This window comes from Aeromicrobium panaciterrae (assembly GCF_031457275.1).
In the GTDB taxonomy this organism is placed as follows: Bacteria; Actinomycetota; Actinomycetes; order Propionibacteriales; family Nocardioidaceae; genus Aeromicrobium; species Aeromicrobium panaciterrae_A.
This window is the reverse complement of record NZ_JAVDWH010000001.1, coordinates 2,559,312-2,575,911: the sequence shown is the minus strand read 5'-3', so window position 1 is coordinate 2,575,911 and position 16,600 is coordinate 2,559,312. Positions and strand designations below refer to the sequence as shown.

Below are 16,600 nucleotides of genomic sequence, written 5' to 3'. Positions count from 1 at the left end.
TCGGGCGGTCACGTCCACGAGTTGAAGGACCACACGCCCAGGGCCGCTCCCACGATGCCGAGCGCGGCATAGATCGCCAGCCATGTGTTGCGCCCCGCGCCTTGTGCCTTGCCCACGCCGTCGTACGAGTCCTTGCTGTAGTCAAACTTGGTCATGAGCCACAGCGCGGGCGCCGCCATCAGCCAGAACACGACGCCGCACACGATCCAGGAGATGACTTCTCCGCCCTCGCTGTTGAGGCCGTAGTCGAAGAAGTTCCAGCCCAGCGAGCCGAACAGGCCCACCCAGAACGGGAACAGGAGCGTCGGCGCCTTGAGCATGACGGCGAAGATTGAACCGGCGAACATCGCGATCAGCGCAACCGGGATGCCGAGCACCAGGAGTCCCGAGCCATCGGGGCAGGGTTGGGCGCTGACGTAAGGCCCGCCCTCAGCGCACGAGCCGCCGACGTCCATGACCGCCCGCATACCGAGGTACGTCCAGGTCAGCGCCACACTCATGACGATGACGCTTATGTTCAGCGCCGGGAGTCGCCACAGCGACGCTCCCGAACGTGTCTCGCCGATACTCATGCGGACACTCTGCCGCAATCAGCGAGAATTCGGGACTAGCTCCAGCGCTTCGCGGCCGGAACGAACTCCAGCTGACGATCGCCCGTGTAGATCTGCTTCGGGCGAGCGATCTTCTGCTCCTTGTCGTCCACCAACTCGAGCCACTGGGCGAGCCAGCCGGCCGTACGAGGGATGGCGAACAGCACGGTGAACATCTCAGGCGGGAACTTCAGCGCCTCGTAGATCAGGCCGGAGTAGAAGTCGACGTTCGGGTAGAGCTTGCGGCTGATGAAGTACTCGTCCTCGAGCGCGATGCGCTCCAACTCCTGCGCAATCTCCAGCAGCGGGTTGACGCCGGTGACCTCGAAGACGTCATCGACGGCCTTCTTGATGATCGTGGCGCGGGGGTCGAAATTCTTGTAGACGCGGTGACCGAAGCCCATGAGCTTCTCGTCACCCTTCTTGACGCCCTCGATGAACGCGGGGATCTTGTCGGGCGTCCCGATGCGCTTGAGCATCTTGAGTACGGCTTCGTTGGCGCCACCGTGCAGCGGTCCGTAGAGCGCGGCAACACCAGAGCTGACGGCCGAGTAGGGATCGACCTGCGAGGAGCCGACCGCGCGTACGGCGTTGGTCGAGCAGTTCTGCTCGTGGTCGGCGTGCAGGATGAACAGCACTTCGAGGGCCTTGGCCAGGCGCGGGTCCGGGTTGTACTTCTGCTCGCTCATCTTGAAGAGCATCGACAGGAAGTTCTCCGTGTAGGAGAGGTCGTTGTCGGGGTAGACGTACGGCTTGCCCTGCGCGTGACGGAACGACCAAGCGCCGAGAGTCGGCATCTTGGCGATCAGGCGTACGACCTGGTCGTGGCGGACCTTGGGGTCGTGGATGTTGCGTGCCTCGGGGTAGAACGTCGACAGCGCGCCGACGCTCGACAGCAGCATGCCCATGGGGTGCGCGTCGTAACGGAAGCCCTGCAGCTGCGACTTGAGGTTCTCGTGCACGAACGTGTGGAACGTGATCTCGTGCACCCACTTCTCGTGCTGCTCCTGTGTGGGCAGCTCGCCGTGGATCAGCAGGTAGGCAACTTCGAGGAACGTCGAGTTCTCAGCAAGCTGCTCGATGGGGTAGCCGCGGTACTCGAGGATGCCCTTGTCGCCGTCGATGAACGTCACGGCGCTACGGGTCGAGGCGGTGTTGAGGAAGCCGGGGTCATAGACCGCGAGGCCGGGCGTGTCTTCGCCCTTCCCGATCTTGCCGAAATCGGCTGCGCGTACGGTGCCGTCGACGATCGGGAGCTCGTACTCCTCGCCCGTGCGGTTGTCGCGTACGGTCAGGGTCTGGTTGTCGGTCACGATGGGTCTCCTGTGACGTGTGGCTCTGTTTGCCCCAAGATGGGCGGCGCCGCGGGGTAGTGCAGCACCTCTAAACTTAGTGCGGTCATTGAGATCCGCTGTCTGTGGGGTCATGCGGACAGCCCCGTTTTGACCCAAGTACGCCTCGGCAGTTAACCTTGGGTGTTGTGTCTCCACTGGCTGATGCCGTGGGATCGACCGCCGCAGAACTCATTCAAGCAATATCGAATCAAGACTCAATCCAAGAACGAGAAGGTCACGCCGTGCGCACGTTCAGCCCCAAGCCGTCTGACATCACCCGTCAGTGGCACGTCATCGACGCCGAGGACATCGTCCTGGGTCGTCTCGCCGTTCAGGCTGCGACGCTGCTCCGCGGCAAGCACAAGCCGACCTTCGCCCCTCACGTTGACGGTGGCGACTTCGTCATCATCATCAACGCCGAGAAGGTGGCACTGTCGGGCAACAAGCGCACCGACAAGCTCGCCTACCGTCACAGCGGTTACCCGGGTGGACTCAAGTCCATCGCTTACGGTGACCTGCTCGAGAAGGATGCCCGCAAGGCGATCGAGAAGTCGGTCCGCGGCATGCTCCCCAAGAACCGTCTGGGTGATCAGCTGATCACGAAGCTCAAGGTCTACAGCGGCCCCGAGCACCCGCACAGCGCCCAGAAGCCCCAGCCGTTCGAGATCACGCAGATCTCCCAGTAAAGAAGAGACTCAAGGCGCATCGTGACTGAAACCACCGCAGAAGTGACCGAGAACGAGACCGAAGACTTCGTGCCCAACGAAGACGGTGTCGCTTACACCTCCGAGACCGCTGGCTCGTCGGTCACCCCCGACAAGCCCGCGACGATCGCTCCGGGTGCTGCCACTGGTCGCCGCAAGGAGGCTGTTGCGCGCGTGCGCATCGTCCCCGGCACCGGCGTGTGGACCGTCAACGGCAAGCCGCTCGAGGAGTACCTTCCCAACAAGTTGCACCAGCAGATTGCCAAGGAAGCCTTCGCCGAGACTGGTCTCCAGGACCGCTTCGACGTCATCGCTCGTGTCACCGGTGGTGGCATGACTGGCCAGGCCGGCGCACTGCGTCTCGGCGTTGCTCGTTCGCTCAACGCGATCGACGAAGAGGTCAACCGCCCGCTGCTCAAGAAGGCCGGACTCCTGACGCGCGACTCGCGCATCAAGGAGCGCAAGAAGGCTGGTCTCAAGAAGGCACGTAAGGCTCCGCAGTACAGCAAGCGCTGAGCCAGACTTGTGGGCATCTTTGGCACGGATGGCGTTCGCGGAGTCGCGAATCGTGATCTGACCGCCGAGCTCGCCGTAGACCTTGCGGTCGCGGCGGCCCACATTCTCGGTGAGGTTGGCGCATTTGCCGACACTCGCCCCACAGCAGTCGTAGCCCGCGATCCCCGCGCCTCAGGAGAATTCCTGGAGGCTGCGGTGGTCGCGGGTCTTGCGTCTGCCGGTGTTGATGTTCACCGCCTCGGCGTCGTGCCGACGCCCGGTGCGGCGTACCTGACGGCGTTCCTCGAAGCCGACATGGGCGTCATGATCTCCGCGAGCCACAACGCGATGCCGGACAACGGCATCAAGTTCCTGTCCCGCGGCGGCCTCAAACTCGACGACGACCTCGAGAAACTGATCGAGCAGCGCCTCCAAGAGCCCTGGGATCGCCCGATCGGTGCAGGGGTCGGGCGCATTGGCGACAGCCATGCAGGTGTCGGTGCCTACATCAAGCACCTCGTCGCATCTGCTCCTGGACGCCTCGACGGGCTCACCATCGTGCTCGACTGCGCCAACGGCGCTGCCTACGAAACTGGACCCAAGGTGTTCGAGGAGCTCGGCGCGAAGGTCATCGCGATCCACGCCGAGCCCGACGGACTCAACATCAACCTCAATTGCGGCTCGACACATATCGAGGACCTGCAGCGAGCTGTCGTCGAGTACGGCGCCGACGCCGGATTCGCCTTCGATGGCGATGCCGATCGGTGCCTCGCCGTGGACGCGAAGGGTGAATTGGTCGATGGCGACCAGATCCTGGCGATCCTGGCGCTCGCTGCCCGTGATGCCGGAACGCTGACGGACAACACCGTCGTGGCGACGGTGATGAGCAACCTCGGATTCGTTCAGGCACTGACCGCCGCCGAGATCACCGTGATTCAGACGTCGGTCGGTGACCGCTACGTTCTTGAGGCGATGCGCAGTGGCGGTTACAACCTTGGCGGCGAACAGTCGGGTCACGTCATCATGAGCGACCACGCCACGACCGGCGACGGTGTGCTCGCGGCTGTGAACGTTGCCGCGCGCATGGTCATGACCGGTGAGTCGCTGGCCTCGATGGCGTCAGTCATGAAGCGCCTCCCGCAGGTGCTCGTCAACGTTCCGGATGTCGACAAGGCGCGGGCCGACACCGACCCGGTGCTCCGCGGCGAGGTTGCGATTGCCTCAGCGAAGCTCGGAGACACTGGCCGAGTGCTGCTGCGTCAGTCAGGCACCGAGCCACTCGTACGCGTGATGGTCGAAGCCGCGACGCATGAGGAAGCGACGGCAGTAGCCGAGCACCTCGCCGAGGTAGTTCGCACCAACCTCGCGCTCTGAACAATCTCTCCGGTTTGAGCATATTGATCGCCGATCAGCCGTATTTTCGACTCAATCCAATTTGAGGAGAAATCATGCGTGCTTTGCGCTTGCTCGGGGTCGCCATCCTGGCGATCAGCGGATTCGTCGTCGTGGGCTCCACGACAGGTGGCGCAGGCGCCGCCGACAGCTCCAAATACCTGACCGCGCAGTTCCACGCGAAGGTCATGGCGAACGAAGAATTCACGCTCGCCGGAAACGTCAAGACGCACTTCGAGCGACTTGTCCGCCTGCAATACAAGAGCGGCGACACCTGGAAGACCATCCGTACGGTGACCGAGGCCGCGGATGGCGACGGGTTTGAGTTCACCTTGGTGACGACGAGCAAGACTCGGTACTACCGCTACTACGCGCCCAGCACGACTGGAAGTGGTGGAGAGAGCGGCGCCAAGATTGTCGGCTATGCCAAGAAGGTCACTGTTGTGTCGCAGAAGGCGACGTACTTCGGTCTCACGCCCTCGCAACAGTGCACGGACGATATTCACAACGTGACGTTGTATGCCCAGTTCTACCCGGCGCGCCCGGGCCGTCAAGTCGTGGTCGAGACGCACACGGGTCCCAAGTTCGGCCCACAAGATCGCAGGGGAAGTGTTGCGATCACGTTTAACCCAGGCACGTCGATCATCTCTGAATACAACTTGCAGGCCAAGGCCCAGCCATTGGCGGGGGCGTCCGCCAAGTTCTCTGGCCCGGTCAGCTACAGCCAGGGCGTGTGCTTTGACTTCTGATCGGTAGTCGAAGGAGCGCTCCCCGGAACATGTGGTCCGTGGAGCAGTCGGGCCCGGGTAGCTAAGCCTCTGACCAGACTCCGAGCTCATTGCCGCTCGGATCGGTGAAGTGGAATCGGCGGCCGCCCGGGAACTCGTACGGGCCGTTGACGACCTCGCCGCCGGCAGCTTGGACGGCCTCGACTGACGCGTCGAGGTCGTCCGAGAACAGCAGGATGAGAGCGCCGTCGCGGCTCGGCGTGCCCTGCGGGTTGAGACCGCCGATCTCGGGATCGGTCGCGCTGGCGCCCTGGATCCCGGCGTAGTCGGGCCCGTAGTCGTTGAAAGCCCAGCCAAAGGCATCCGCGTAGAACTGTTTGGCGCGCGGGATGTCGGTCGCTGCGAGCTCGATGTAGTTGATGCGGTGATGTTGAGGTGTGCTCATGACGCCCATGCTGCTCCTTGTGTCCGACACTTCATAGACTCGTCGGATGACCACCGTGGTGCGGATCGATCCAGCCGAGTCGGCGGTCTTCAGTGAGTTCTACGACGCGTACCGGCGATCGTTCAATCGTGAGTTCGACCAGCCCTACACGGCCGTCGAGCTGGCGATCGACATGGTTCCGGACGACTACAACTCAACGGTCGCCGTTTTGGCTCGCGACAGCGAAGGTGTTGTCGTCGGAGGTGCGTGGGCTGAATTGCCGCTCAAGGACAACCTGACCTTCGCGTATGGCGAGGTCTTCGTCGTGCCTGAGCAGCGGCGGCACGGGCACGGTTCGGTGCTGGTCGAGGCACTGGCGGATGCCTGCGCCGGCGCCGGTCGATCGACACTGCTCTGCGAAGGTGCGTGGGGTGTCGATGATCAGGAGGCGCCGGCCAAGCAGTTCGCAGAGCAGGCCGGATTCACCCTCGAGATCATGGACGCCCATCGCGAGCTGCTCCTGCCGGCGAAGCTCCCGGCGTTGGTGATCGACTCCGCCTACGAGATCCGTAGCTGGCGCGGTGCGTGCCCTGACGAGCTGATCGACGGCTACGCCGATGTACGCCGACTGATGGTGCAGGAGGCCCCGAGCGGTGACGCGGGGCTTGAGAACGAGCACTGGGATGCTGCCCGCGTACGTTCGGAAGAAGCCAAGTGGGAGAAGTCGGGTCGGGTGCCGCAAGTCAGCGTCGCGATCGCAGGTGACGGATCAGTCGTCGGCCACACCCAGCTGATCTTCCCGAGGGACAGCGTCGAGGTCTATCAATGGGACACGCTCGTACTGTCATCACACCGCGGCCACGGGCTTGGTCTGGCGCTGAAGGTGTTCACAATGCACGAGGCCGCAGATCTGCTCGATGGGCGGCGCCGCATTCATACCTACAACGCCGCCAGTAACCAACACATGATTGCCGTCAACGAGACTATGGGCTTCCGCCAGGTTGCCTGGCTCGCTGAGTACATACGCACGATCTGAGGATGACCAAGCTGATTTGCTGAACGGTCCGCGCAGCGTCGCTGACAGGAGTACGGTCGGGGCACCGAATGAGAGGCCCATCGTGCGCGCCATCCGTCTGTTGCTCCTTGCACTCTTCGCCTTCACTGCGATTGCCATCGTGGTCGAGCCCGCCAATGCTGCCGGCTCCAAGACTTTGCAGATCTATCACCCGAAGCCGATGAAGAACGAGGACTTCTCTGCGTACGGCACGCTGACAACCCCGGTGGCCCGGCAAGTCAAGCTGCAGTATCGCAACAAGAACTCCGGCTCATGGACGACGACGCTGTCGACAACGTCAAGCACATACGGAACCTTCGAGATGGTCACTCACTCGTCCAGGAGCCGCTACTACCGCTACTACGCACCCAGCACGACAGTCGGGGGCCATGCGTACGCCAAGATCGTCGGCTACTCCAAGCACGTCGTCCTGGCTTCGCAGAAGGTCGAGTACGCGGCGCTGACTCCCAACTTTGTGTGTGACTACGACACCGGTCCGCTGACGGTTTTCGTCGACTTCTCGCCGGGCAGACAGGGTCGCGATGTGAGCTTCGCGACTCCAGACGGGACATTCTTTAGGAAGGAAGACGCCAATGGCCGCGTGACATTCACGTATACGCCGTTGCAGGGTGTCGGGACGTATCACGTCACGGCAACAGCGTTCGCCTACGAAGGAGCAGCGGGCAAGTCGACCTCGGATCTCCAGTTCTCAATCATCGACTGCTTGGACTGACGGTCAGAGCTTGCGGAGGCGGACCCAGCTGACCTGATGGTCGGGTCCCTTCCGCAGCACCAACGACGCGCGGCCGCGGGTCGTCTGGATGTTCTCGCGGAGGTTGGGCCAGTTGATCGTGTCCCACAGCTCGCTGGCGCGGGTGACTGCCTCGTCGTCCGTCAGCGCGCTGTAGCGGTGGAAATAGGACTCCGGATTGGCGAACGCCGTCTTGCGTAGCGTGAGGAACCGTTCGACGTACCAGCGCCGGATGTCCTTGCTCGAAGCGTCGACGTAGATCGAGAAGTCGAAGAAGTCGGCGATTGCGAGCCCGGGGGAGCCGTCGCCACGAGCACGGGCCGGCGCGAGAACGTTGAGGCCTTCGACGATGACGATGTCGGGTTCCTTAAGGGTGACGACCTCGTCGGTGCGGTCGTACGTCAGGTGCGAGTAGACCGGGGCCGTCACGACCTCCACGCCTGACTTCACGTCGACGATGAATCGCAGGAGTGCCTTGCGGTCGTACGACTCAGGGAAGCCCTTGCGCTCGAGGATGCCTCGACGCTCGAGCTCGGCGTTCGGGAACAGGTAGCCGTCGGTCGTGACGAGCTCGACATGAGGATGCCCGGGCGCTTTCGCCAGCAGCTCCTGGATCAGGCGCGCGGTGGTCGACTTGCCGACCGCGACGGATCCGCCGATGCCGATCACGAATGGTGTGCGCTTCGGCTGCGGGCGGCCGAGGAACTTGTCAGTGGCCCGGTACAGGCCCGCCGCGGCGCGTACGCGCAGGCTGATCAGCTGCGTCAACGGGAGGTAGACCTGACGAACTTCCTCGAGGTCCAGCTCGTCGCCAAGACCACGGACGCGCTCGATTTCGTCAGGGTTGAGAGGCTGCGGGGCGTCTCCGGCGAGCTCAGCCCACGCAGAGCGCTCAAGCTCGACATACGGAGACTGGTCGCGCGTCATGCCGCCATTCTCCCCGCATGGTCCCTCGCCGGTATCGTTGACCCTATGTGCGGAATTGTCGGGTACGTCGGAGAGCGCTCTGCTGAAGACGTCGTCATCGGCGGTTTGAGGCGTATGGAGTACCGCGGATACGACTCTGCAGGCATCGCGCTCGTGCTGGACGGCAAGATCGTGTCGGCCAAGAAGGCCGGCAAGCTCACCAATCTGGACGCCGAGCTGGCCGCGCATCCGCTGCCGCAGGCGAACACTGGCATTGGCCACACGCGGTGGGCCACGCATGGCGCGCCCAACGATCGCAATGCACACCCGCACCTTGACCAGACCGGCCAGGTCGCCGTCGTGCACAACGGCATCATCGAGAACTTCGCCAAGCTCCGCACCGAGCTCGAAGGCCTCGGCTACGAGATGGTGTCCGAGACGGACACTGAGATCGTTGCCCACCTGCTGCAGGAAGCGCTCAAGTCGACCGACGACCTGTCGGACGCCGTACGCGCCGTGTGCCGCCGCCTCGAGGGTGCCTTCACGCTGGTCTTCTGCGATGCCCGCCACCCCGACGTCGTCGTCGGAGCGCGCCGCAACTCGCCGCTGGTCGTCGGCCGCGGCGAAGGCGAGAACTTCCTGGGCTCAGATGTCGCGGCCTTCATCGAGTACACCCGCGAGGCGATCGAGCTCGGCCAGGACCAGGTCGTCACGATCACGCCCAACGACATCGTCGTCACGGACTTCAACGGCAATCCCGCGGAGACGAAGGACTACCACGTCGACTGGGACGTCTCGGCTGCCGAAAAGGGTGGATTCGACTGGTTCATGCTCAAGGAGATCGACGAGCAGCCGCGAGCTGTCGCCGACACCCTCCTGGGTCGCCACTCCGTGGACGGTCGTCTCCAGCTCGACGAGATGCGCCTGTCCGACGACGAGCTGCGCGAGGTCGACAAGATCATCGTCATTGCGTGTGGCACGTCGTTCTATGCCGCGATGGTCGCCAAGTACGCCATCGAGCACTGGACCCGCATCCCGTGCGAGGTGGAGCTTGCTTCGGAGTTCCGCTACCGCGACCCGATTCTCGACAAGAGCACGCTGGTCGTCACGATCAGCCAGTCCGGCGAAACCATGGACACGATCATGGCGATTCGGTACGCCCGCCAGCAGCGCGCCCGAGTCCTCTCGATCTGCAACACCAACGGCTCGACGATTCCGCGTGAGTCTGACGCGGTGCTCTACACGCACGCCGGACCGGAGATCGCCGTCGCTTCGACGAAGGGCTTCTTGTCGCAGATCGTCGCGTGTTACTTGCTGGCGCTGTACGTAGCGCAGGTCAAGGGCACCAAGTACGGCGACGAGATCGCGTCCATCCTGGCCGAGATCCAGAAACTGCCTGCAGGGATCCAGCGGATGCTCGATGAAGGCGACCAAGTGCGCAAGCTCGCCACCGAGCTCGCCGGATCGCGGTCGATCCTATTCCTGGGTCGCCATGTCGGTTACCCAGTCGCACTCGAGGGCGCACTCAAGCTCAAGGAGCTCGCATACATCCACGCTGAGGGCTTTGCCGCTGGCGAGCTCAAGCACGGTCCGATCGCCCTGGTCGAAGAAGGCCTTCCCGTATTCGTGGTGGTGCCGCCCAAGGGTCGCGACCAATTGCAGGAGAAGACGGTCAGCAGCATCCAAGAGATCCGCGCCCGTGGCGCTCGTACGATCGTGCTGGCTGAGGACGGCGACGAAGACGTGGTGCCGTACGCCGATCACCTGATCCGGTTGCCCAAGGTTCCAACTCTGTTGCAGCCGCTCGTGGCGACGGTGCCGCTGCAGATCTTCGCGTGCGAGTTCGCCAACCAGCTCGGTCACGACATCGACCAGCCCCGCAACCTCGCGAAGTCAGTCACAGTCGAATGAGCATCTTGGGTATCGGAGTCGATGTCGTCGACCTTGCACGTTTCAAGGAGACCCTCGAACGTACGCCGACGATGCGCACACGTTTGTTCACCGACGCCGAGCGGGACCTGCCGCTCGAATCCCTGGCGGGCCGATTCGCCGCCAAGGAGGCGCTCGCCAAGGCGATGGGTGCCCCGGCTGGACTCTCCTGGCAGGACTTCGAAATCGTCAACGACTCCCATGGCGCGCCAACATTCAAACTTCATGGGGCCGCACCCGAGCGCCTCGCCTCACTGGGCATCGAGACGATTCACCTGTCGATCTCGCACGACACCAGCATCGCGACGGCGTTCGTCGTGACAGAGCGCTGAGGCTGCACCATGCTCACGGCGCACCTCGTCGCTGACATTCGCGCGGCCGAAGAGGCCCTCGCAGCGACGCTGCCCGAGGGCGAACTCATGCGTCGGGCGTCGAAGGGTCTCGCCGAGCGCGTCGACTTCATCCCCGCGGGCGAGGTCGTCGTGATGCTGATCGGACCGGGCAACAACGGGGGCGACGCGCTGTATGCCGCCGTGCACCTGCTCGATCGGGGAGTACGCGTCGACCTGTGCCTGCTCGACGAGACCAAGGTGCACGCTGATGGACTCGCCGCAGCGCAGGCTGGTGGCGCGCAGATCGTCGAGGAGCCGAGCGGCCAGCGCTGGTGCCTCGACGCAATCTTTGGCATCGGGGCCCGACCCGGCCTCAGCGGCAAGGCAGCGGAATGGGCCGAGTGGATCGCCGAGAACGACCCCTACACGGTGGCGGTTGACGTACCTTCTGGAATCGGTGTCGACACCGCGACGCTGTCCTCCATGTACGTGACAGCCGACTCGACCATTGCGTTCGGCACGTACAAGAACGCGCTCCTCGCGACTCCTGCCGAGTCAGCCTCCGGCTTTCCCGAGCTTGTCGACATAGGACTCGGTCCGCACCTCTCCGAGCCTTCCTTGGAGGCCCTTGAGGGCGACGACGGGGACCTGATGGCCGAGTGCTTTGCCTGGCTGGATGATCCCGCGAGCCACAAGTACTCGCGCGGTGTTGTCGGAATCGCTGCCGGTTCGGAGGAGTACGCCGGTGCGGCTCACCTCTGTGTCGCGGGCGCACAGGCCGGGATGGCGGGGATGGTGCGCTTCGCTGGCTCTCAAGCGCTGTCGGCTCGTGTTGTCGACCGTGCGCCTGAGGTTGTCGCAGCTCCGGGACGTGTGCAGGCTTGGGTAGTCGGCCCAGGCGGTGGCGACGACGTCGGAGCACTGATCACGGCAGCGCTTGCCGACGGCGTGCCGGTAGTGCTCGATGCCGCGGCACTCGAGCTCGAGTACCTGCCCGGGTCGTTCGACGTGCCCGCGCTCCTCACTCCGCACGCTGGTGAGCTGGCGAGATTGCTCGACACGGATCGAGAGAACGTTGAGGCCGATCCTCTCAGTCACGTCACCAGGGCAGCCGAGCGCTGGAATGCGACTGTCCTGCTCAAGGGACCCAGAACCTTGGTGGCGACTCCGGGTCGCGCGACTCGTGTCAACCTGACGGGATCGTTGTGGCTCGGCACCGCCGGCGCTGGCGATGTGCTCGCCGGGCTCGCTGGCTCCCTGCTGGCTGCCGGAGCAGATCCGCACGATGCTGGCTCGTTTGCAGCGTTCCTCCACGGTGCCGCCAGTGTGCACGCCAATCCGGGTGGTCCAGTGACCGCTTCGGACGTGGCCGCGGCATTGCCGGTCACGATCGCCGACTTCATCGCCGGAACGCTCGACGACGTACGCGACTGGAGGGACTGACGTGCCTCCTCAGGCCGAAGCCATTGTCGATCTCGACGCGTACCGCGCTAATATCGCGACCCTAGCGGCGTACGCGCCCAACTCCGCGCTGATGGCGGTCGTGAAGGCCGATGCGTATGGCCACGGGATGCCGCAGTGTGCCCGGGCCGCTCGTGAGGCTGGTGCCGCCTGGCTTGGAGTCGCCACAATCGTCGAGGCGCTCGCTCTACGTGCGGATGGCGACACCGGCGACGTGCTGTGCTGGCTGGCAAGCCCCGGCGCCGACTTCGCATCAGCAACTGCCGCAGGCGTTGAAGTCACTGCCTCATCGGCAGAGCAGCTTGCCGAGATCATCGCTGCAGGAGCGCGACCCAAGGTGCAGCTCAAGGTCGATACCGGCTTGTCGCGGAACGGCGCATACGGAGATCAATGGACTGCGCTCGTCGCCGCTGCGGCGGCCGCTCAGTCGGCCGGCACCGCTGAGATCACGGGCGTCTGGTCGCACTTCGCCTGCGCGGATGAGCCAGCGCACCCCGCCAACGACGAGCAGGAGCGCGTGTTCACGGAAGCCGTCGCCGAGCTCGCTGCTGCCGGAGTCACGCCTGCACTGCGCCACCTCAGCAACTCCGCGGCCACTCTGACTCGGCCCTCGGCTCACCTTGACCTCGTACGGGTGGGCATCGCGTCGTACGGCATCAATCCTGACCGCAGTCTCGTTCATGACGCCACGCTGTTGCCCGTGATGACGCTGCAGGCAGAGCTCGCAGCCGTGAAGCGCGTGCCGGCTGGGACCAGCGTCTCGTACGGGCACACCTGGACTGCCGAACGAGAGACAACGCTCGGGCTCGTGCCGATTGGCTATGCCGAGGGCATCCTGCGCACCGCGTCCAACAAGGGCCAGGTCGCGTATGGAGATCAGCGCGCACCTGTCACCGGAACTATCTGCATGGATCAGTTCGTCGTCGACCTCGGCGACGCGAGCGCCCAGCGTGGCGACGTCGTGACAGTGTTCGGGCCTGGCGGACCGACGGCTGATGACTGGGCGATCGCAGCCGGAACGATCGCGTACGAAGTGGTCACTCGCCTTGGCGGACGTATCGAGCGCACCTTCCGGGGTGAACGATGAACAAGTCAACGCGCGTCGCCACGACCGCTGGGGCCTTCGTTGCCGCTGGTGTGGCTGCCACGCTGCTCAATGGTCGTCAGCGGCACAAGCGGCAGCTCCGCCGTGGCGAAGAGGTCGAGTTCGGCTCGGTCCATAGCGCCAAGCTGACTGTGACAGCGAGCGACGGCGTCAAGATTCATGCTGAGGTCGACGAAGGTCCTCGCAAGACGCCAACAGTCGTATTCATCCATGGTTGGGTCGAGACGCTCGATGTATGGCACTACCAACGGCTCGCGCTGCGCGACAAGGTGCGCATGGTCTTCCTCGACCAGCGTTCCCATGGCTTGTCGGGCCGCTCGCATGTCGACAACTCGTCGATCGATCAGCTGGCCGATGACCTCAACACTGTGCTCTCCGAACTGGTCCCGAGGGGCCCGATCATCCTCGTCGGTCATTCGCTCGGGGGTATGGCGATCATGGAGCTCGCTGCCGCGAAGCCCGAACTCTTCGGCAAGCGGGTGAAGGGTGTTGCGTTGATTGCGACCAGCAGCGGCAGGCTGGCGCGTGGCAGCCCGGCGTTGCGCAGGCTGTTGCCGCTCGTGCGCGTCGCATCCCCAGTCCTCGACTGGGGTCGCGCGTTCAACAGCTACTCGATCATCCGGCGTTGGGGACTCGGCCCGAACGCCCTCGAACGCCACGTCGACATGACGAACGAAATGATCCTGCAGGCACCGACGCATGTGCTGATGGACTTCTCGCCGCTGTTCATCGACCTCGACCTTGAGCACACACTCAAGACGGTCGGCAAGGCGTCGACGATCGTCATCGGTGGCTCCCATGATCTGTTGACCCCGCTCAAGCACAGCCGCAGGCTGGCGAACCACATCCCGGGAGCGCGACTGGTAGCGATCGAGGACGGCGGCCATATGCTCCCGTTCGAAGCGAACCAGCAGGTGTCCGAGGCAATCGAGAGTCTTGTGGAGGAGCTGCGATGACCGCCCTCAATGTCATCGAAGCCGGACCTGAGCACGCCAAGCAGGTCGTGGACATCATTCACCGGTCGTTCGGTTCACGACCGGCGCTTGATCCGCCCTCGACCGCAATGGACGAGACGGAGGAGTCAGTAGCGGCCGTACTTGCGGGCCCAGGTGGTCTGCTGGTCGAGCGCCGCGGACTGCCCATGGGCGCGTTGCTGTTCGACGAGTCGCGTCCGGGTCTGCTCGGTCTACGCCGCGTCGCAGTTGACCCTGACCTGCAGGATCGCGGTGTGGCCTCAGCGATGGTCGGTGTCGCAGAAGACACGGCCGAGGAACGCGGCAAGGACGGCATCTGGCTCCACGTACGCGAAGAGCTGCCGGAGACCGTGCAGTTCTGGACGCGTCGTTTCTATCACCCACATGCGCAGGACGGATCGACGATCGAGTTCGGCAAGACGCTGTGGCTGTCGCGTGAGATTCCGACCGCCGATGACATGAAGGCCTTTGCCGGTCGCCTTTCGACGCTGCTGCACGCAGGCGATCTGCTGGTGCTCTCGGGCGACCTCGGAGCTGGCAAGACCACGTTCACGCAGGGATTGGGCGATGGCCTCGGCGTTCGCGGTCCCGTGACCTCGCCGACATTCGTCATTGCGCGTACGCACCCGTCGCTGGTCGGCGGTCCACCGTTGGTGCACGTCGACGCGTATCGGTTGGGCGACGCTGCAGAGATTGATGACATCGATCTGGACGCAACCACCGACGACGCGGTCACGGTCGTCGAATGGGGCGACGGTCTCGCTGAGCAGCTCAGCGACAGCTGGCTCCACGTACGGATTGAGGTGCGCGGGGCACGCCCCGGCGATCCTCTCGGCACTTCGGTCGACACCGACGGAGACGAAACGCGCGTTGTCACGGTCAAGCCCCACGGCCCGCGTTGGGTCGGCGTACCGCTCCGATCCACGCTGCTCGGGGAATAGGGTCGACTCGTGCTTCTCCTTGCGTTTGATACTGCGACTCCGGCCATCACGGTCGCGGTCCACGATGGCTCGACCGTCGTCGGCGAAGCGACTGGCCATGGAGCGATGGCACACGGTGAGCTGCTGGCCCCGGCGATCCGCGATGCAATGGAGCAGGCTGGTGCGGCGATGGCTGATCTCACCGATGTCGCGGTCGGCGTTGGCCCCGGGCCGTTCACCGGCCTGCGCGTAGGCGTTGTCACTGCGCTGACTCTCGGCTCGACTCTCGGTCTCGTTCAGCATGGTGTCTGCTCGCTCGACATTGTTGCCGCCGACGTCCACGCTGACACGGAATTTCTCGTGGCCACAGATGCTCGGCGCAAAGAGGTCTACTGGGCTCGCTACGGTGCTGACGGCGCACGGCTCGATGGACCGCACGTCTCGTTCCCGGCTGATCTGGCGAACCAACATCCGGACTTGCTCACGTACGGGCGTGGGGGAGACCTGTACGCCGACGTGCTTCGACCGGCAGGCGAGGCCCAGGACCCGCGCGCATCTGCACTCGCATCAGCCGTGGTTGCTGGCCGGGTCATCGAGCTGCCGCTGGAGCCGCTCTACCTGCGCCGCCCAGATGCCGTGCCAGCGATCGTCAACAACCGCGCATGATTCGGCCCGCGACCGAGGCTGATGTCGCGGTGATCGTCTCGATCGAAGCCGAGTGCTTCGGTGCTGCGGCCTGGAGCGAACAACTCGTACGCGAACACCTGGCTGCCGATCATCGGATCGCGCTGATCCACGACGACGTCGCGTACGGCGTTGTCTCTGTCCTGGGCGACGTGGCCGATCTTGATCGCATCGCCGTGGTCCCCTCAGTCCGCCGAGGTGGACTAGCTCGCGAGCTGCTGGACGTGCTCGTCGCCGAGTCGAGCGCCGAACGCATGCTGCTCGAGGTCGCTGCCGACAATGAAGCAGCGATCGGACTGTACGAGTCGTTCGGCTTCTCGACGATCAGCACCCGCAAGGGTTACTACCCGGGCGGGATCGACGCACTCATCATGGAATTGCGTGGCACTCTGGAGCCATGACGCAGACGCCTGATGGGTTGCCCGACGAGTCCGACAACCTGGACCAGCTCCAGCCAGAGGACACGTTGGTCGATCGCGGGGTCGACGACATTCTCGATGAGGGCTATTCGCCCGCCGAGAAGTGGTCGGCTGGCGAGGGATTCGGCACGACGGCCGAAGAGGCGCTGCAGGGCGAGAACCTGGATCAGCGCATCGCGCAAGAAGAGCCCGACATCGACCCGTACGCAGAGGTGGATGGTGAGGACCTCGACGACGGAGAGGTTGGTTCAGCGCGGGCTGGCCGCCTCGTCTCCCCGGACGAGGGTCTCGGTGAGGACATCGACTCGGAGCTCTTCGGTGAGGATGTCGGGATTGATGGTGCAGGAGCCAGTGCCGAGGAAGCGGCCGTACACGTGATCGAGGACGGCGACTAGGCT

19 protein-coding genes are annotated in these 16,600 nt (G+C 64.3%); 15 read left to right on the top strand and 4 right to left on the bottom strand.

Annotation, left to right across the window (positions count from 1 at the left end):
- Positions 1 to 8 precede the first annotated feature (8 nt).
- Together J2X11_RS13145 and J2X11_RS13140 are read right to left on the bottom strand one after the other, a co-directional pair.
- Positions 9 to 572 carry a hypothetical protein gene (locus tag J2X11_RS13145; protein WP_309971780.1) on the bottom strand — a complete coding sequence of 188 codons (564 nt, stop codon included), beginning with the start codon at positions 570 to 572 and terminating at the stop codon, positions 9 to 11.
- A gap of 35 nt (positions 573 to 607) precedes the next feature.
- Positions 608 to 1,903 carry a citrate synthase gene (locus J2X11_RS13140; protein ID WP_309971779.1) on the bottom strand — a complete coding sequence of 432 codons (1,296 nt, stop codon included), beginning with the start codon at positions 1,901 to 1,903 and terminating at the stop codon, positions 608 to 610.
- 263 nt (positions 1,904 to 2,166) lie between these two features.
- Between J2X11_RS13140 and rplM the strand changes: the two genes are divergently transcribed.
- The 4 genes from rplM to J2X11_RS13120 all read left to right on the top strand — a co-directional run bounded on the left by rplM (position 2,167) and on the right by J2X11_RS13120 (position 5,264).
- Positions 2,167 to 2,610, top strand: coding sequence for a 50S ribosomal protein L13 (gene rplM, locus J2X11_RS13135; protein ID WP_309971777.1), 444 nt, complete (start codon positions 2,167 to 2,169; stop codon positions 2,608 to 2,610).
- 21 nt (positions 2,611 to 2,631) lie between these two features.
- Positions 2,632 to 3,144 (top strand): 30S ribosomal protein S9, encoded by a 513-nt coding sequence (gene rpsI / locus J2X11_RS13130; protein ID WP_309971775.1) that lies wholly within the window; start codon positions 2,632 to 2,634, stop codon positions 3,142 to 3,144.
- A gap of 9 nt (positions 3,145 to 3,153) precedes the next feature.
- On the top strand, positions 3,154 to 4,497 hold the full coding sequence (gene glmM, locus J2X11_RS13125) for a phosphoglucosamine mutase (protein WP_309971773.1): 1,344 nt from the start codon (positions 3,154 to 3,156) through the stop codon (positions 4,495 to 4,497).
- Between the two features lie 74 nt (positions 4,498 to 4,571).
- Positions 4,572 to 5,264 carry a hypothetical protein gene (locus tag J2X11_RS13120; protein WP_309971771.1) on the top strand — a complete coding sequence of 231 codons (693 nt, stop codon included), beginning with the start codon at positions 4,572 to 4,574 and terminating at the stop codon, positions 5,262 to 5,264.
- Positions 5,265 to 5,325: 61 nt separating this feature from the next.
- On the opposite strand, the gene J2X11_RS13115 is transcribed toward J2X11_RS13120, so the two are convergent.
- Positions 5,326 to 5,688, bottom strand: a complete 363-nt coding sequence (locus J2X11_RS13115; protein ID WP_309971769.1) for a VOC family protein — start codon at positions 5,686 to 5,688, stop codon at positions 5,326 to 5,328.
- A 46-nt stretch (positions 5,689 to 5,734) separates the two neighbouring features.
- On the opposite strand from J2X11_RS13115, the gene J2X11_RS13110 reads away from it, so the two are divergent.
- Both J2X11_RS13110 and J2X11_RS13105 read left to right on the top strand, forming a co-directional pair.
- Positions 5,735 to 6,703 (top strand): GNAT family N-acetyltransferase, encoded by a 969-nt coding sequence (locus J2X11_RS13110; RefSeq protein WP_309971767.1) that lies wholly within the window; start codon positions 5,735 to 5,737, stop codon positions 6,701 to 6,703.
- Positions 6,704 to 6,785: 82 nt separating this feature from the next.
- Entirely contained in the window at positions 6,786 to 7,454 is a 669-nt protein-coding gene (locus tag J2X11_RS13105; RefSeq protein ID WP_309971765.1) for a hypothetical protein, read from the top strand.
- A 3-nt stretch (positions 7,455 to 7,457) separates the two neighbouring features.
- On the opposite strand, the gene coaA is transcribed toward J2X11_RS13105, so the two are convergent.
- The gene (gene coaA / locus J2X11_RS13100; RefSeq protein WP_309971763.1) at positions 7,458 to 8,399 is read right to left on the bottom strand and encodes a type I pantothenate kinase; all 942 of its coding nucleotides are present in this window, start codon (positions 8,397 to 8,399) and stop codon (positions 7,458 to 7,460) included.
- 45 nt (positions 8,400 to 8,444) lie between these two features.
- Here coaA and glmS point away from each other — a divergent pair, with 45 nt between their 5' ends.
- Genes glmS through J2X11_RS13055 form a run of 9 tightly spaced genes read left to right on the top strand, consistent with a single transcriptional unit; the run spans position 8,445 to position 16,597 of the window.
- Entirely contained in the window at positions 8,445 to 10,289 is a 1,845-nt protein-coding gene (gene glmS / locus J2X11_RS13095) for a glutamine--fructose-6-phosphate transaminase (isomerizing) (RefSeq protein WP_309971762.1), read from the top strand.
- Positions 10,286 to 10,639, top strand: coding sequence for a holo-ACP synthase (locus J2X11_RS13090; RefSeq protein WP_309971760.1), 354 nt, complete (start codon positions 10,286 to 10,288; stop codon positions 10,637 to 10,639). Before glmS ends, J2X11_RS13090 begins: the two co-directional genes overlap by 4 nt.
- Before the next feature lie 9 nt (positions 10,640 to 10,648).
- Positions 10,649 to 12,082, top strand: coding sequence for a bifunctional ADP-dependent NAD(P)H-hydrate dehydratase/NAD(P)H-hydrate epimerase (locus J2X11_RS13085; RefSeq protein ID WP_309971759.1), 1,434 nt, complete (start codon positions 10,649 to 10,651; stop codon positions 12,080 to 12,082).
- A gap of 1 nt (position 12,083) precedes the next feature.
- Entirely contained in the window at positions 12,084 to 13,187 is a 1,104-nt protein-coding gene (gene alr, locus J2X11_RS13080) for an alanine racemase (RefSeq protein WP_309971758.1), read from the top strand.
- On the top strand, positions 13,184 to 14,161 hold the full coding sequence (locus J2X11_RS13075) for an alpha/beta fold hydrolase (protein ID WP_309971756.1): 978 nt from the start codon (positions 13,184 to 13,186) through the stop codon (positions 14,159 to 14,161). The genes alr and J2X11_RS13075 overlap by 4 nt, the downstream gene beginning before the upstream one ends.
- Entirely contained in the window at positions 14,158 to 15,120 is a 963-nt protein-coding gene (gene tsaE, locus J2X11_RS13070) for a tRNA (adenosine(37)-N6)-threonylcarbamoyltransferase complex ATPase subunit type 1 TsaE (RefSeq protein WP_309971754.1), read from the top strand. The genes J2X11_RS13075 and tsaE overlap by 4 nt, the downstream gene beginning before the upstream one ends.
- 9 nt (positions 15,121 to 15,129) lie before the next feature.
- Positions 15,130 to 15,765: a tRNA (adenosine(37)-N6)-threonylcarbamoyltransferase complex dimerization subunit type 1 TsaB gene (gene tsaB / locus J2X11_RS13065; protein ID WP_309971753.1), complete on the top strand. Its 636-nt coding sequence runs from the start codon at positions 15,130 to 15,132 to the stop codon at positions 15,763 to 15,765.
- Positions 15,762 to 16,184, top strand: a complete 423-nt coding sequence (locus tag J2X11_RS13060; protein WP_309971750.1) for a GNAT family N-acetyltransferase — start codon at positions 15,762 to 15,764, stop codon at positions 16,182 to 16,184. Before tsaB ends, J2X11_RS13060 begins: the two co-directional genes overlap by 4 nt.
- Positions 16,181 to 16,597, top strand: coding sequence for a DUF5709 domain-containing protein (locus tag J2X11_RS13055; RefSeq protein WP_309971748.1), 417 nt, complete (start codon positions 16,181 to 16,183; stop codon positions 16,595 to 16,597). The genes J2X11_RS13060 and J2X11_RS13055 overlap by 4 nt, the downstream gene beginning before the upstream one ends.
- Positions 16,598 to 16,600: the final 3 nt, after the last annotated feature.